The sequence below is a fragment of the Waterburya sp. genome (assembly GCF_058530065.1).
The window spans coordinates 1-16,870 of sequence record NZ_JBZNBU010000238.1; the positions used below are offsets into that span (position 1 = coordinate 1).

Here is a 16,870-nt window from a genome sequence, read left to right on the forward strand (position 1 = left end):
GACGGTAGCATGGACGATGGGTTTCGATACGGGTTATGCCCTCAGCGATCGCGAAGACGATTTAAAAGTAGGAATTAATTCTAGCGCGATTTTTTTTGGCAAATATACTCCAGAAGCGATCGCTTTTTTTTATGGTCTTACTGCTGGTTTGATGGTTTATCTAGGACTGAGTCTTTCCCTAAATCTAGCTTTTTGGGTATCTCTGATTTTAGTTACCGTTGCTTGGGGTTGGCAATATAGCAAGCTTCGCCAACCCGATCTTTCTCGCGAACTATATGGCAAAGTTTTAGGACAAAATGTGTGGTTGGGCTTTATTTTGTTATTGGGAGAAGTTATTAGTTATTTAACTTAGTCAATAGTTCCGACAGTTCTACCAAACTAAAAGTCTGTTGGGGATAAATCATTTTAGGACGAGAAATAATAATTAGAGGAATATTTAACTCAGTTGCCACTTGTCTTTTAATATCTTCTCCTCCTGCTTTGCCCGATGCTTTGGTTACCACTAAAGAAATCTGCCACTGTTGCCACAAAGCTTTTTCCCAAGCCAGACTAAAGGGCGGGCGCATAGCAATCAAGCGCTCGCTGGTAAATCCAGCATTTTTCGCTACTTTTAAAGATTCAATTTTAGGTAAGATTCTGGCGTATAAAGTAGAGCGATTGTGGCAATTTTGAAACCAAGGCAAGGCTTTGCAGCCAACGGTTAATAATACTTTTTGTCCTGTAAGATAGTCCCCTGCAATTAAAGTTGCAAAACTATCGAGTTCGGTAATTAATAAATTAGTTTCGGTTACCTTCTCTTGGCGAGGGTAACTTCTTTCGTAGCGTAAATAAGGAATATTTAACTCTTGACTAATGGCGATCGCATTTTGAGAAACTTCCACAGCATAAGGGTGGGAAGCATCAATTATCTGGCTAATCTTTTTCTCTAAGCAAAAAGACTGCATCTTCTCTCGATTCATACAGCCAATACTAATATTGGTGCGATCGGCATACAAAGATTTAGCCGAAGGGGTAACGACGCTAACAATAAAAGGTAATTCTTGTTCTGATAGTAGACGAGCAATTTTTGCACTATCGCTAGTACCGCCAATCAACCAAACTTGTTGATTCATGATCCACTACCCACTAGCTACTACCTGCTACCTGCTATCTTCCCTTGAGAGCCTTCTGGAAATTACGACGGTAAGACTTATTAGTAATTAGCAATACAGGCCACAATAAAGCCAGAGAAATGCGTCCTGGCAAACCAGAGTTGAAGTTGGTACGACGATAACCTGATAAAAATTTCCAAATTCCACCGACATAAACTACCAATAAAATAAAACCAATAAGTGACATCTTTCTAACTTATCTAAGATAAAACAAAAAACAGTACTAATATTTTAACAATTGACCCAATTTCTTTTTAATCTTAATCAAAGGGTAGTTAGATCTCGGTCGTTCTACAATATTCAGTAAATCTATAAATCAAAATCACCATAATATCTCTAACAATTCATTACTTTGCAGCATTAATCGAATTTTAGACTTTATTATTAATCCGATCTAGCGATCGATATCGATTAGATTTAACAGCTTTTAAGATACGACCAAGTGAAAACACTAGTCGGTAAAAAATCTGGGGTTTCCCAAGCTTACGATTCTTAAAAAAATAATACATACCAATAACTTAAGGAGGTTATGATGCGAGCAGTATTAATGGCGGGTGGTTCGGGGACTAGATTGCGCCCCCTAACCTGCGATCTGCCCAAACCGATGGTGCCAGTATTAAATCGCCCCATAGCCGAACATATTATTAATTTATTAAAACGAAACAACATAACTGAGGTAATTGCCACTCTCTACTATCTACCCGATGTGATGCGAGACTATTTCCAAGATGGTAGCGATTTTGGCGTACAAATGACCTATGCAGTAGAAGAAGAACAGCCGTTGGGTACTGCGGGTTGTGTGAAAAATATTCATCAATGGTTAGATGATACTTTTGTTACCATTAGTGGCGATGCAATTACTGACTTTGACCTCCAAGCAGCGATCGCCTTTCATCGGGAAAAAAAATCCAAAGCCACATTAATTTTGACTCGCGTACCCAACCCCGTAGAGTTTGGGGTGGTCATTACCGATCCAGACGGCAAAATCAATCGCTTTTTAGAAAAACCTTCTTTAAGTGAAATTTTTTCCGATACTGTCAATACGGGAACCTATATCCTCGAACCAGAAGTTCTAGAATATTTGCCCGAAAACGAAGAGTCAGACTTTTCCAAAGACTTATTTCCTTTATTGTTGGCAAAAGGCGAACCCATGTATGGTTATATTGCCGAGGGCTATTGGTGCGATGTGGGTCACCTGGAAGCTTATCGCGAGGCACAATACGATGGATTGAATAAAAAAGTTAAACTAGACTTTAGCTACAGAGAACAATCGGCAGGAATTTGGATCGGCAACAATACCTACATCGATCCTAGCGTGAAGATAGAAGCACCAGCTTTAATCGGCGATAATTGTCGCATTGGGGCAAGAGTCCGCATCGAAGCAGGAACGGTAATCGGCGACAATGTTACTATCGGGGCTGATGCCGACCTCAAACGACCAATTATTTGGAATGGGGCAACAATAGGGGACGAATCCCATTTACGCGCCTGTACTATCTCTCGCGGTACGAGGATGGATCGGCGGTCGCAAGCTTTAGAAGGATCTGTGGTTGGGGCATTATCAATTGTGGGAGAAGAAGCTCAAATTGCCCCAGGAGTTAGGGTTTGGCCCAGCAAAAGGATTGAATCGGGAGCGATTCTCAATATTAATTTGATTTGGGGTAATACTGCCCAACGCAATCTTTTTGGTCAAAGGGGCGTTTCGGGGCTGGCAAATATCGATTTAACCCCTGAATTTGTGGTCAAGTTGGGGGCTTCTTATGGTTCGACTCTTAAATTAGGTTCGACTGTCTTAGTATCTCGCGATCAGCGCAGCGTTTCGCGGATGGTTGGTAGGGCGATAATTGCTGGTTTGATGTCGGCAGGGGTCAACGTGCAGAATTTAGAAGCTACGGCAATTCCTATTTCGCGAACGATGATTAATAATTATCAAGATGTAGAAGGGGGAATTCACATTCGCTTAGAACCCAATCGACCAGATTATTTATTAATTGAATTTTTTGATCGCCAGGGTATTAGCATTCCCAAATCAAAAGAGAAAAAAATTGAAGGGGCTTATTTTAAGGAAGATTTACGCCGAGTAGCCATTCAAGAAATCGGTCAAGTTAGTTATCCTAGCGGAGTGATGGATACCTACAGTCGTACTTTTGAGAGGTATATTAATGTGGCAGCAGTCCGCAATAGCTCTTCTAAAATTGTGATCGACTACGTATACGGGGTTTCGGGGGCAATTCTGCCTCAATTGTTGGCTAAGTTTGGTTGCGATGCAGTAGTTTTAAACGCCAGCTTGCGGGAAACGGCAATTTCTGTTAGTGAAAAAGAAATGCTGCTAGATCAGTTAGGTCAAGTAGTAGAAGCTCTGAGGGCGAATTTTGGCGTACAAGTGTCGGCTAATGGAGAACAGTTTATCTTAGTTGATGAAACGGGATTGCCCATTCGCGGTGAAATCTTAACTGCTTTGATGGTCAATACTATTTTTACTGCTAACCCCCGTAGCACCGTAGTTGTCCCCGTTAATGCTTCTAGTGCCGTAGAAGAAATCGCTCGCCGTCACGATGGTCGAGTAATTCGCACTAAGGTCAACCCCACGGCATTAATGGAAACTTCTCAAGGCAGTTCTAACGTGGTTTTGGGAGGAAATAGCGATATGGGCTTTATTTTCCCCCACCTTCACCCTGGTTTTGATGCCATGTTTAGTATTGCTAAACTGATCGAAATGCTGACTATTCAAGAGCGATCGCTTGCAGATATTCGGAATGATTTACCTAGCGTCTGTCATAAGTTTTGTTCGGTACGTTGTCCTTGGAAAATTAAAGGCTCTTTGATGCGTTATTTAGTAGAAACCCATCCTACAGAGAATTTAGAATTAATCGATGGAGTTAAAATAGTTAATCCTCAAAACGATAATTGGATTTTAATCTTGCCCGATGCGGGAGAACCCTTAGTACATATTTATGCTAACAGTGGCGATCGCCATTGGGTTGACCGACAACTTGCAGAATATCGCCAGAGAGTGCAAAATTTTATCGATCGCGAGCAAAATTAACCCTAAATCTCAAGATCCTTTTAGAATTACGAAGACTGTATTTCTCTATAATTGAATTAATAGTACAATTGTTCAACAAATTTTAAGTAGTTTCCCAAAACAAGGAGTAGCCAAGTAATGAATAGCTGCGTGTTGATGGCAAAAGTAGTTAGAGATCCAGAATTGCGCTCGACTCAAGACGGCATGAGTATAGCTTCCATGATGGTTGAGTTTCCCTCAAGTAGAGAAGGAGAGGCACCAGGAACTCTAAAAATAGACGGATGGGGCAACCTCGCTGAAGAGATGAAGAATGCTTATCATGTGGGAGATAACATTGTCATTGAAGGGCGATTATCGATGAATTCCTACGAAATGCCCGAAGGCTATAAAGAGAAACGAGCAACATTAGTTGCTTCTCGTATCTATCCCGTTGGTGGGGCAGTTGCCAGCAATGTTACTCCCCCTGCTACTAGCCAACCTACTTATCCCACTCCCATCGAACCAGAACCAAATAACGTTGTTGATTTTGCCTCCACTTTACAAAGTCAACCCACACCTGCAACTGTCAGCAGCACAACTCCTGTTACGGAGGAAACTCCCTCCGAGAGCGAAAATAATGAAGATTGGGATCGCATTCCTTTTTAACTGTTAGTTGAAAGCTTGTATTGCAAAACATAAAAAAAACCTTAACTAGACCCCACCTAAGAACTTATAGTTAGATCAATATCGATCGCTATATAAAATATCATCATGAAAGCAATTACTATTTTGGGCTCTACTGGTTCGATTGGAACGCAAACCCTTGATATTGTTACTCATAATCCAGATAAGTTTCGCGTGGTGGGGTTGGCAGCGGGGAGTAATGTAACTCTTTTAGGGGAGCAAATACGTATTTTTAAACCCGAAATAGTAGCTTTGGGTAATGGCAAAAAACTTTCTGAATTAGAAGCGGCTATTGCCGATTTCGACCACAAACCGCAAATATTAGTCGGACAAGAAGGTATTTGTGAAGTAGCTCGTTATGGCGATGCAGAAAGCGTAGTTACGGGGATTGTCGGCTGTGCTGGTTTGTTGCCAACCATTGCCGCGATTGAAGCGGGAAAAGATATTGCTTTAGCCAACAAAGAGACTTTAATTGCTGGCGCGCCTGTAGTTTTGCCTTTAGTAAAAAAACACGGGGTCAAGTTACTGCCCGCAGACTCCGAGCATTCGGCTATTTTTCAATGTCTCCAGGGAGTACCCGAAAGAGGATTGAGAAAAATTATTCTCACTGCTTCTGGTGGTTCGTTTCGCGACTTGCCCGTAGAAAAATTAAGCTCAGTAACGGTTAAGGATGCCCTCAAACATCCTAACTGGTCGATGGGACAAAAGATTACGATCGATTCGGCAACCTTGATGAATAAAGGTTTGGAAGTAATCGAAGCTCATTATCTATTCGATGTAGACTACGATCGCATTGAAATTGTGATTCACCCTCAAAGCATTATTCACTCTTTAATCGAGTTACAAGACACCTCAGTATTAGCACAACTAGGGTGGCCCGATATGCGTCTTCCTTTACTATATGCTCTATCTTTCCCCGAAAGAATCTACACCGACTGGGAAAGATTAGATCTAGTCAAAGCAGGGGATTTAACCTTTAGAGAGCCAGATCATCAAAAATATCCTTGTATGCAACTAGCCTATGCTGCGGGGAGAGCGGGGGGATTGATGCCAGCCGTTTTAAATGCAGCTAACGAACAGGCTGTAGCTTTATTTTTAGCCGAGAAAATTGGCTTCCTAGATATTCCTCGTTTAATTGAAACAGTTTGCGATCGCTTTTCTAGTCAAAATAATTCTAATCCCAGCTTAGACGATATTTTGTCTGCGGATACTTGGGCAAGACAAGCAATTATTGATGCTGACGCTAATCATTGAACAACCCATCAACTAACAACTGACAACTAACAACTGACAACTAAATTTATGAATCGCTGGTTAATAAGTTTATTTTTAATATTTTCTTTTTGGATCTTGCCAAGTTACGACATGGCAGCAGTAGCAGCTAAAGAATTTAGTTCGCAACAAATCGCTCGTGGCGAGAAAACTGCTAAAAAAGCCTTTGCAGCAGCACAAAAAGGTAATTTTGACATAGCAGAAATCTATTGGACGGAGTTAATTAAAGAGTTTCCCGAAAACCCAGCGGTATGGAGCAATCGGGGTAACGTGAGAATCGGTCAATACAAACTAACAGAAGCGATCGCCGACTTTGATCGCTCCATTGAAATAGCCCCAGAATATCCCGATGCCTATCTCAATCGAGGTATTGCTTATGAAGGAAAAAAACAGTGGGATGAAGCGATCGCCGATTATAATCGAGTCCTTAACATTACTCCTGAAGATCCTGTAGCTTTAAACAATCGTGGTAACGCTAAAGCAGGACAAGAACTATGGCAAGAAGCTTTAGAAGACTACCAACAAGCCGCAGAGCTAGCTCCCGATTTTCCGATGGCAAGGGGTAATGCTGCTTTAGTTATTTATCAACTTGGCGATCGCCCCGAAGCAATTCGTAATATGCGCAATTTAGTCCGAAAATATCCCATGTATTCGGATATGCGGGCAGCACTAGCAGCAGCTTTATGGGTAGAAGGCAAACAAGGAGACGCAGAAAGCAATTGGGTGGCAGCAGTAGGCTTAGACAGTCGCTATCAAGATTTAGACTGGATTAAAAATATTCGCCGTTGGCCTCCTGCAATGGTGGGGGCTTTGGAAAAATTCTTAAATCTTAGCTAACCAGATTTAATCTTGTTCGTTAAAATGAATCGGCAATAAAAATCTCTTCCCAATCATGAAAAATCCTTGGTCAACTATCATGCTAGCCACGCCAGAGGTACTAAAGTGGCACAGGAGTAGCTTTTTATATCGTCTTGTGGGATTGTTTGCCAATTGGCGGGAAGGAAGTTGGCTGTTGCAATGGAGTGAAGCGATCGCAGCTTGTACGATCGCGATGGTTTTTTTACTCGCGCCCTTTGTCTCTACTTCTTTGATTGGAGTTTTGTTAATTGCCGTTGCTGCCTACTGGGTTTTAACGGCTTTAACCGAGACTGAGAAAACGATTATTACTCCGATTCATGTTTTGGTGTTTTTGTACTGGTGTGTGGCGACCATTGCGACGGCATTTTCTCCCGTTAAACAGGCGGCTTTGAATGGTTGGGTAACTTTAACTTTATACTTGATGCTATTTGCTCTGGCTGCCAAAATTTTGCGCTCGCCAAGACTGTGTAATTGGATTCTGACTAGTTTTTTATTAACGGCTCTTTTGGTTAGTGCCTATGGAGTGCGTCAAGAATTTTTTGGGGTGCAACAGCTTGCTACTTGGAACGATCCCAATTCGGCTTTAGCTGGCGATACTAGAGTATATAGTTATTTGGGCAATCCTAATTTATTGGGGGGCTATTTATTACCCGCGATCGCTTTAAGTATTGCAGCAGTATTTGTCTGGCAAACTTGGATTCAAAAAACCCTAGCAGCGATTATGGTAGGGATGAATTCAGCTTGTTTGTATTTTACCGATAGTCGCGGTGCTTGGCTGGCAATGGCGGTATTAATTGGGGTATTACTATTATTATTTTATTTTTGGTGGCAAAAATATTTACCCCGTTTTTGGCAAGTTTGGTTGTTGCCGTTAGTCTTTGGCAGTTTGGCAGGATTGTTTATTGCCGCCTTTATTTCTGTCGAGCCTTTAAGAATTAGACTGATGAGTATTTTTGCAGGCAGAGAAGATAGTAGCAATAATTTTCGCATCAATGTCTGGGAAGCTTGTTTTAGAATTATCAAAGACTATCCCTTGATTGGTATTGGACCAGGAAACGATGCCTTTAACCAGATTTACCCCCGCTACATGAACTCTCGCTATCCCGCCTTAAGTGCCTATTCCGTATATTTAGAACACCTAGTCGAAATGGGCTACATTGGCTTTAGTTGCTTTGTCTGGCTCATTGCAGTTACTCTCGATCGCGGGATGAGACAGTTAAATCGCTTGCGTCAAAATAGAGATCTAAGAGGTATTTATCTGATTGGAGCGATCGCCGCTACTGCTAGTTTGGGTTTTCACGGTTTTGTCGATACTGTTTGGTATCGTCCCCAAATTAATACTATTTGGTGGTTAATGTTAGCGATTATTGCTAGTTTCTATGAAGAAGTGGCGCTCGACAACTCCGAAAAAATAAATTAAATTTCCTGTTGATTGCGAACAATATTTTCGGTCATTTCCGCTAACTCACTGAGTTCGATTTCTAGTTTGGTAGCTTGCTTTTGATACTTTAACTTTTTAGCGATCGCAGCCCGAGCTAAATCTTCGCGATCGCGTTTTATTGCTTCTTTGGCTACTTTATCCCAAGTAGAAACTTCGGCAACGGCTTGTTGGTATTGGGGCTGAATTTGCTCCCAAACCGATTTAATATCCTTGAGAGATTCGGCTAATAATTGTTGGGCTGTTCTATTATCTTTACCTTTTAGGGCTTGTTTGATTGGCTCGTAAAGCTTGTCGGGGTGGAGGTTATGAATGAGAGGCACAAAATTGCTGACCTGTTCGCTGTGGATGTTTCCCGTTTTACACCAATTAGCAAAATGCTCGCAATTATTAAACAGTAAATTATATTTATGCTCTCCCAAACGGCTTTCTGCCCTTTCTACCACCGCATCGGGAATATAGCTAAACCCATTTCTTTCTTCAACGACATAAATGGGATTTCCCCTAGCAAAAGTCTCTAAACTAGTCCTTTCAATAGTTTCGCTGGGTTTGCGATAGTGAATTACCGTGCCGTCACCGCAATCAATACCGTGATGCTGATACAAGCCATCCAACTGCCACAAATTTCGATATACGTAAATGCGATCGCCTTTTGCCATGAGCAATTTTTTTAAATTAAGTAAAAATTATTGTTCGCACCGACTCAAATCACTTTGCCCCATAGGTACATAGCGTAAAATACAAGTAACAGACGATACAATTATTATTTTTTTACAAATATCCCGTATCTTCTGTTACAATTCTTAGTGAGTCAAAAAGATTTTCATAGTTGTCTCCTGTGGGAACGTGCAACTAAAGATTTTTCCAGGCTTAAACAACAACAACATTTTATCTAACCAGCGATCGCGTCGCTGGTATTTTTTTGGGTCATAATTTAAAAGAGTATTTTTCACTTGAGAACTTCTTATGAGCTATGAAAGCCAAACCAGCGAACGAAACAATCTGCTCCCCACTGAGGTAGAAGAAGAAGATTTATTTGATTATGCTTACGAGCAACCAGGAAGTATTCCAGGGACGCTTAACATAGAAGAAGATGCCGAAATCCCTGAAATTATTTTAATTGATTATAGTCGCGATCGCGCCCATCGCATCCATAATTTAACCCCTGAAGGCTGTGCCAAGCATCTAAAGACTAGTTCTGTATCTTGGGTAGATGTTAAAGGATTGGGTAGTGAAAGCATTTTACAAAGATTGGGCAGGGTATTTGAGTTACATCCTTTGGTATTAGAAGATGTGGTCAATGTTCCTCAAAGACCAAAAGTAGAAGACTACCCCCAACAACTAGTGATAATTACTCAAATGGTAGTTCTTAAACCATCGGGAGAGGGCTTTTGGTTGGAGCAAGTTAGTTTGGTAGTGGGTAAAAACTATTTACTGACGGTACAAGAAAAACCCGAAAAAGATTGTTTTTTACCTGTCAGGCGCAGGATTCAATATAATAAAGGCTCGATCAGGAATATGGGGGCAGATTATTTAGCCTACGCCCTTTGGGATGCAATTATTGATGGATTTTTCCCTGTTTTAGAGATATATGGCGAAAAAATTGAAGATTTAGAAGATAAAGTTATTTTTAATCCTAGTAATAGCGATTTGGCAGAAGTATATCAAATTAAAAGAGAGTTATTAGCTTTAAGACGAGCGATTTGGCCTCAAAGAAATGCTTTAAACTCATTGATTAGAGATGGCAGTAGCGTTATCGACCCTGATATTTTAATTTTCCTCAGGGATTGTTACGATCACACCGTACAAATTATCGACATCATCGAAACCTATCGGGAATTAGCCTCCAGCCTCACAGATATTTATCTTTCTGCTATTAGCAACAAAATGAATGAGGTGATGAAACTATTAACCGTAATTTCTAGTATCTTTATTCCTCTTACCTTTATTGCAGGTATCTATGGCATGAACTTTAACACTAATGCTTCCCCTTGGAATATGCCAGAATTAGACTGGTATTGGGGCTATCCTCTCTGTTGGGCTGCGATGTTTGCCACTGCTGCTTCTCTAGTTTATTTCTTTTGGCGAAGGGGTTGGTTTAAAGACTTTTCTAAGATACCCAAATAACTTTTAATGCAGTCGGCGATCGAGTTGCGATCGAAATTGGGCAGAATAAAAGAACTATCCTAACTGGGGATGTATGTCAGCTAAACTCAAAAATAAATCTCAAGATTATTCTGACCGTACTGTAGGGAATCAATTTCAAGCAATTCCCATTGTGCTGGTGATTAGCTCGATCTTTTTTGGCGGAATTGGTTGGCGTTTGGCTTATTTACAATTACAACAGGGAAATCTCAATCAGGCCAAGGCTGAGGAAAATCGTACCAGAATCGTTCCTAAACCCCCAGTTAGAGGTACTATTTTAGACCGCAAAGGCAGAATTTTAGCCACCAATCGTTTATCTCATTCCGCTTATTTGTGGCCCAAAGCCCAAAAACAAAGGAATTGGCGAAAAAACAGAGATTTAATCGCTCGCATACTAGAAATAGAACCAGCAGATCTGCAAAAAAGAGTAGAAGCAGCAGGATACAACTATCCCAGTCTCATTCCTATTGGGCGCAATCTGACTCCAGAACAAATTACCGCCCTAGAAGAATATCGCACTCAATTAAAATGGGTTGAAATAGATGTAGGTAAAGTTCGACATTATCCCCAAGAAAAATTAGCAGCCCACATCATTGGCTATACAGGGGAACTCAATCGAGAAGAGTTAGACAAACTCAAACCTGACGGCTATCGCTTGGGGGATGTGATGGGCAGAATGGGTGTAGAATCTGCCTATGAAAAAAAATTACGGGGAACTTGGGGCGGATTGAAACTCGGCGTTGATGGTGCGGGGCGCATTGTCGAACTTTTGGGAGAAAATCCTGCGGGAGCGGGAAAAGATATTACTTTAACTCTCGATGCGGAAGTGCAAAAGGCAGCAGAACAAGCCCTGGGAAATACCAAAGGGGCAATCGTGGCTTTAAATCCCCACAATGGTGCAGTCATAGCAATGGCAAGCTTTCCTAACTTTGACCCGAATATTTTTTCTGCCCCGATTACCAATGACATTTGGCGAGAATTACAAGCTCAAGGTAATCCTTTTCTGAATATGGCATTGCGGGCTTTTCCTCCCGCTTCTACTTTTAAAATCGTTACCGCTACCGCAGGATTGGAATCGGGCAAATATCCCCCTAATACTGTTTTGGGGACATATCCTTATATCTCTGTAGGAGGAACTCGATTTGGAGAATGGAATAAACGAGGCTTTGGGCGGATGGGATATGTGTCTTCTCTAGCTTGGAGTAGCAATACTTTTTACGGACAAATCGGTCGGGGAGTAGGGGGAGAAGCCTTAATTAAATGGGCGCGTAAATTTGGGTTTGGCGAAAAAACAGGTATTGAATTACAAGGGGAAACCAAGGGATTGATTGCCGATGATGCTTGGAAACGACTCAATTTCAATAATTGGGGTTGGACTGCGGGGGATACGGTTAATATGTCCATCGGTCAGGGATTCACCTCTGCTACTCCTTTACAAGTAGCAGTGATGTTTAGCGCGATCGCCAATAACGGTTATCGAGTACAACCCCATCTGTTGCAAACCGATAGCGAAACCAAACAAGCCCAAAGAGTTAGCTTGAATCTTAAGCCCAGCACTATCGACACTATCAGCAAAGGTCTGAGAGCAGTAGTAGAGGTCGGTACGGGAACTAGATTAAACTCTCCCCAAACCCCTCCTGGGGCGGGAAAAAGCGGGACGGCAGAAGCTCCTCCAGGGGATTCTCATACTTGGTTTGGGGCTTATGCTCCCTTCGATAAACCAGAAATTGTGGTAGTTGCATTTGCCGAACATTCTGGCGGTGGGGGTGGTTCGGTGGCTGCTCCCCTAGTCAGACAAGTAATGGAAGCTTATTTTAGCGAGCCATAATTTAGTAGTTAGTAGTTAGTAGTTAGTAATTAGTAGTTAGAAGAGTTATTTTGCGATATTAGTTATTCAGATGTCTTAGTTCTGAACGGGTGGTTTTCAGAGTTATTGATTAGCACCCAACAAGTCACACTACTACCTATTACCTATTACTTAACTGATGTCCCTCAATAATAACTTCGTGTTCTCTCAAGCAGCGCAACCAACCGTGTAGACGACGGATCGCATCCTTATTGTTTAGCAAACCTGTTTTTTGTTCTTTCTTGGTCAAGCGAACAAACTCCTTGTAAGCAGGATAATCGGGGGCAACTAAAGTATCTTTTTGATGGAGAATTAAGGGATTTGTTTCATCGGAAATATCGTGATAGGTAACGGAGAGATTGTGCAAATCTACTTCCATTGTTGCCTGTAAAGTGGGATGAGCGAGAGTGTCAAATTCGGGATAGACCAAATAAGTAATTTTGGGTTTATTGTAGTAGAGTTTAATAATATTGGCATTCTCTAAACGATAGAAATTGCGACTGGCACAGCCTTCATAAAGTCTGAGGAGAGGAGGTAGTTTTTCTAACGCGCTAACATGAACGGCGATCGCATCTTTGAGGTGTTTGCCAATGGTGCTTTCTTGACAAAGATTGGCGATCTTATCCATATCTCCCACATTTAACAACAGGAGATCGGCAATATTACAGGCTTGCTTGTAGCTGCCAAACAAGGCTTTGACATCGGCTTTGATTTCTGGGGAGAGTTTTCTAATGGTGGGACGACCGCTAAATTTACCTAAAGCTAAATATACTAAGATATCTTCCCGACGTTTATCGGCGATCGCATCCCATTCATCCCGATCCGTAGCTTGTAAAATTAGTTTAAATGCCCGTTGATAGCTGCGGAATTCCTCTTTAATCTCGGCTTCGCTAGGTAATTCTCCTTTAATGGGCAAACGTCCTCTTTGAGTGTAAAAATCCATTAAGGGACGCAGTAAATCTTGATAATCTTCAAAATTCCTAACTTTTGCTTGGACTTGAGGCGTATTGACCCTAGAATACAAGCGAGAAACGCGGAAAGATTCGGCATCTAATTCTTGGCGGAAAACTACATAAATGCCCAATCCTGCGGGTATGGAATCGACTTCTAAAACGCGATCGATATAGGCTTTTAGTTCTTCTTGTTCGTAATATTTTTGGAAAGTATTGCGGTTAGTAACTACTCCATCGCCATAGGCAATTAAACCGCGACGGCGATCGTCGATCAATACTTGTGCCGAAACAATCAAAACTTTTTTGGTTAACTCCCAAGCCTGAATTAATGTCTCTCTACGTTCTACTATATCTTCAATAACGTTGATGATATAGCCTAGATTAACAATATCTGCTGCTTGAATTTGGGCATTGGGATGATAAAAAGGGTCCCATCCAGAACTACAATATCCTAACTCCCTAATACATTTTACGTCTTGTCCGTGACCGCAGCCATAATCAAAAAAGCTGTTTCCTGGTTCAAACAGTTGTGCTTCTAAAGCAATTTTCACGGGGCGAGATAAATCCGATCGCTTTAATGCTGCTTTATGACGTTCGATCAAGACAGTGGGTTGTTTCCCTAAAGGAGAATCCACAGGACAAGCAGTATGATGCTCGACAAAAGAAATACCCTGTTGCAACAACAAACGAGTCCATTCCTGTAAAGTACCGATATGACGGGAATTATCTAACAAGCCCAAGGCTACTTCTTCTCTAGTTAGTTGAGCAAAGGTATCATAAAGAGGATAGTCGGGACTGACAAAAGTTTCTTTACGGTGCAGAATTGGCGGGTTGTGGGAATTGTGATATTGTCGGACGGATACTTGTTCTTCAGTTAGATCGACTACGATACTTTGATGGAGTTGGGGATGGGGTTCGCGATCAAAATCGGGATAATATAAATAAGAAATTTTGGGTTTATCCGTACCAAATTTGATAATAGTTGCGCTGCCAGTATTATCAACCAACTTTCTAGCTTGACGCTCATAGTCTCTCAATATATGGTCGAGATGTACTAAAGCATCGGCGTGAACGTAAAGGGCATTAGGTAGGCGTTTGCCTACTTTACTATTTTGACAACTAGAGACAATTTCCGAGAATTTTTCGAGAGTTATCATCGTAATATAGTGTTAGTCAATAGTAGTTAACAATCGAGAGAATAGAGTGCAAGCCTGACAGTTACGAGATTTAAAATTTTTTATAGCTATTAAATTTATAACCAGATTCTAAAGATGAAACTTTATCATATTGGTTTTAGTAAGTCAGATCTTGGCGATGATGCACCTAAAACAGTACTATTATCTGGAGAACCAGAAAGATCGCAATATATAGCTCATACTTATTTACAAAATGTAAAATTGCTTTCCGAGTACCGAGGGCTAAACAGTTATTTGGGTAATTTACCCTGTGGAAAACCCGTTTTAGTTGGGACTAGTGGCATGGGTGCTAGTTCCTTAAGTATTGTGGTTAATGAATTAGTTCGAGTAGGTATCAAACAATTCGTTCGCATTGGCACTTGTGGTTCGATTCAACCTCATGTTTCCGTAGGCAGTGTTGTAGTTTCTCAAGCAGCTTTAACTCGTCAGGGTGCTGCATTAGACATCGCTCCTGTTGAATATCCTGCGGTAGCAGATCCTTTCTTAACAGTGGCTTTAGTAGAAGCAGCCCGTCAATTAAATATTCCTTACCATTTAGGAATTACCGCTTCAGTGGATACTTTTTATGAAGGACAAGAAAGAACTGAATCTTCTGCCAATCCTCACCTGCAACCTTGGTTAAAGGGTATTACCGAAACCTATCGCCGTCTCAATATTTTGAATTATGAAATGGAAGCAGGAACTTTGTTGAAAATGGCTGGAGTTTATGGTTTTGCTGCTGCTTGTGTCTGTGCGGTAGTGGCACAAAGGACAAATGCCGAAACTATAGTTATGGAGGATAAAGATAGTACGGTGAATAAAGCGATCGCAGTAGCCATTAAAGCTATATCGAACTAAAAGTAATACCCTAACCTTGGTTTTGGAGTTTTTCGATAGTAGTGCGAGTAGATAGTTTTTGTACTTGAGAATTGTCTCCTAAAGAACGTTTGGCTGTAACTTCTATTTCTACCTTTAAACCTGGTTTGAGATGTTCGGGAGAGATGGGCAATTGACCCAACTTTAAAGTAAATAGATTTCCCTGTTTGGCGATCGCTTCTGGGAGAAGCGTGCCTTCAAATTTGGTTTTGTAGATCGTGCTATTGCCGCCAAAAAAGTTTTTCTCTTCCGATTTTTCGCCGACTTTATATTTAACCCTGAACTCTGTGTTAACTAGATTAGATTTTTCTGCTTCGTCAAAGATATCTAATTCTAAACCCGTATTTTGTCCGAACAAACCATCGATGGTCAGATCGTCTACATCTTTAGTCCGCACCGCATTAAAGACAAACAATTCAGTTAGTTTATCTCGCTTGATAGTTTTGGTTTCTAGCCAAAGATCTTCGGGTAAAAAGATACTCGCTTCATCTTCTCCCTTAAGAGCAAGGGTAATTTGCTTGTCATCAAATTGTTCCACTGGCTGAGGTGCATCCCAAACTACCAAGACTGAATGCTCGTGACGGGCGACCAATTCTTTATATTTATTGGCAATAATCGACCCTGGCGCAAATAAAGCCGAAGCATTCTCTTTACTCTGCCAGATATTCCTCGATAGGGTAAAGCCTCTACCTTTCAACTCGCTAATGGGGGCGGTAACTTCTGGCAAATCTGGGGCTAAAGATTTATCTAAATTAATTAAAGTCAGAGTTCCATTTTTACCATTTCTACCCTTGCGACCATCTCTGCCCTTTTTGCCCGAATAACCATCAGTACACTGATATTCTTGAGTGGTACAACTATAATCGGAACTTCCAGGATTGCCGTAACAGGTTTCTTCATTCCAATAAGGGCGATCGCACTGACAGCCTTCTCCCCCATCTCCTGCTTTACCCGCAGCACCACCTTCTCCCCCCGCAGCAATGACATAGATTTGCTTGAGATGTTCTTTATTGGTAGTGTAAACCGTTAAAGAGCCACCGTTACCGCCAATACCTCCATCGCCTCCATCGCCGCCACTACCGCCGTCAGCACCCCGTAGATCTTTACCAACATCCTTTGTCGCCTGGCGATCGCAAAAAGCATCATAGCCCCGATCTCCTGCTTGTCCTGGTTCGCCATTACCACCGCTCAAATCTAAGGTCATGGACGAACCATCAGCAAAAACCGTTAGGTTATCGCTGTTGCGACCATTTGCTCCTTTTAGTCCTGGTTCGCCGTTATCTCCAGATTCTCCTAAAGATTTGTTATCTGCTGCCAGTACTGAAGAACAAGAATAGAATTGAGAAGTAGATGCAGAGGGAATAAACTGCGGTAAGGCGAGAACTGCTACAAACAGCGATACCTTACTTAAAAAACGTACTTGCATAGTCAACAAAAACTATTTTGTTTGCATTCTCGTTATGTGTGT

14 protein-coding genes are annotated in these 16,870 nt (G+C 41.4%); 9 read left to right on the top strand and 5 right to left on the bottom strand.

The window, feature by feature from the left end:
- A partial coding sequence (locus AC33VI_RS14245) for a UbiA family prenyltransferase (protein WP_491782927.1) occupies window positions 1-352 on the top strand: 352 nt, incomplete at its 5' end.
- Here the strand turns inward: AC33VI_RS14245 and AC33VI_RS14250 are convergent.
- Window positions 336-1,112, bottom strand: a complete 777-nt coding sequence (locus tag AC33VI_RS14250) for a cobalt-precorrin-6A reductase (protein ID WP_491782928.1) — start codon at window positions 1,110-1,112, stop codon at window positions 336-338. The genes AC33VI_RS14245 and AC33VI_RS14250 overlap by 17 nt on opposite strands.
- 34 nt (window positions 1,113-1,146) lie before the next feature.
- Window positions 1,147-1,338, bottom strand: coding sequence for a hypothetical protein (locus tag AC33VI_RS14255; protein WP_491782929.1), 192 nt, complete (start codon window positions 1,336-1,338; stop codon window positions 1,147-1,149).
- Window positions 1,339-1,683: 345 nt separating this feature from the next.
- Here AC33VI_RS14255 and AC33VI_RS14260 point away from each other — a divergent pair, with 345 nt between their 5' ends.
- The 5 genes from AC33VI_RS14260 (at window position 1,684) to AC33VI_RS14280 (ending at window position 8,389) form a co-directional block, all read left to right on the top strand.
- Window positions 1,684-4,197, top strand: coding sequence for a mannose-1-phosphate guanyltransferase (locus AC33VI_RS14260; protein WP_491782949.1), 2,514 nt, complete (start codon window positions 1,684-1,686; stop codon window positions 4,195-4,197).
- Window positions 4,198-4,314: 117 nt separating this feature from the next.
- The gene (locus AC33VI_RS14265) at window positions 4,315-4,821 is read left to right on the top strand and encodes a single-stranded DNA-binding protein (protein ID WP_491782930.1); all 507 of its coding nucleotides are present in this window, start codon (window positions 4,315-4,317) and stop codon (window positions 4,819-4,821) included.
- Window positions 4,822-4,926: 105 nt separating this feature from the next.
- Window positions 4,927-6,093, top strand: coding sequence for a 1-deoxy-D-xylulose-5-phosphate reductoisomerase (gene dxr / locus AC33VI_RS14270; RefSeq protein WP_491782931.1), 1,167 nt, complete (start codon window positions 4,927-4,929; stop codon window positions 6,091-6,093).
- 48 nt (window positions 6,094-6,141) lie between these two features.
- On the top strand, window positions 6,142-6,948 hold the full coding sequence (locus AC33VI_RS14275) for a tetratricopeptide repeat protein (protein ID WP_491782932.1): 807 nt from the start codon (window positions 6,142-6,144) through the stop codon (window positions 6,946-6,948).
- A 55-nt stretch (window positions 6,949-7,003) separates the two neighbouring features.
- Window positions 7,004-8,389 carry an IctB family putative bicarbonate transporter gene (locus AC33VI_RS14280; protein ID WP_491782933.1) on the top strand — a complete coding sequence of 462 codons (1,386 nt, stop codon included), beginning with the start codon at window positions 7,004-7,006 and terminating at the stop codon, window positions 8,387-8,389.
- On the opposite strand, the gene AC33VI_RS14285 is transcribed toward AC33VI_RS14280, so the two are convergent.
- Window positions 8,386-9,066, bottom strand: coding sequence for a lecithin retinol acyltransferase family protein (locus tag AC33VI_RS14285; protein WP_491782950.1), 681 nt, complete (start codon window positions 9,064-9,066; stop codon window positions 8,386-8,388). The genes AC33VI_RS14280 and AC33VI_RS14285 overlap by 4 nt on opposite strands.
- 307 nt (window positions 9,067-9,373) lie before the next feature.
- On the opposite strand from AC33VI_RS14285, the gene corA reads away from it, so the two are divergent.
- Window positions 9,374-10,534 carry a magnesium/cobalt transporter CorA gene (gene corA / locus AC33VI_RS14290; protein ID WP_491782934.1) on the top strand — a complete coding sequence of 387 codons (1,161 nt, stop codon included), beginning with the start codon at window positions 9,374-9,376 and terminating at the stop codon, window positions 10,532-10,534.
- A gap of 73 nt (window positions 10,535-10,607) precedes the next feature.
- Window positions 10,608-12,380 carry a penicillin-binding protein 2 gene (gene mrdA, locus AC33VI_RS14295; RefSeq protein WP_491782935.1) on the top strand — a complete coding sequence of 591 codons (1,773 nt, stop codon included), beginning with the start codon at window positions 10,608-10,610 and terminating at the stop codon, window positions 12,378-12,380.
- Between the two features lie 139 nt (window positions 12,381-12,519).
- On the opposite strand, the gene AC33VI_RS14300 is transcribed toward mrdA, so the two are convergent.
- Window positions 12,520-14,508 (bottom strand): DNA phosphorothioation-associated putative methyltransferase, encoded by a 1,989-nt coding sequence (locus AC33VI_RS14300; protein ID WP_491782936.1) that lies wholly within the window; start codon window positions 14,506-14,508, stop codon window positions 12,520-12,522.
- A 93-nt stretch (window positions 14,509-14,601) separates the two neighbouring features.
- Here AC33VI_RS14300 and AC33VI_RS14305 point away from each other — a divergent pair, with 93 nt between their 5' ends.
- The gene (locus AC33VI_RS14305; RefSeq protein WP_491782951.1) at window positions 14,602-15,384 is read left to right on the top strand and encodes a nucleoside phosphorylase; all 783 of its coding nucleotides are present in this window, start codon (window positions 14,602-14,604) and stop codon (window positions 15,382-15,384) included.
- 10 nt (window positions 15,385-15,394) lie between these two features.
- On the opposite strand, the gene AC33VI_RS14310 is transcribed toward AC33VI_RS14305, so the two are convergent.
- Window positions 15,395-16,828 (bottom strand): collagen-like protein, encoded by a 1,434-nt coding sequence (locus AC33VI_RS14310; protein WP_491782937.1) that lies wholly within the window; start codon window positions 16,826-16,828, stop codon window positions 15,395-15,397.
- Between the last annotated feature and the right edge of the window lie 42 nt (window positions 16,829-16,870).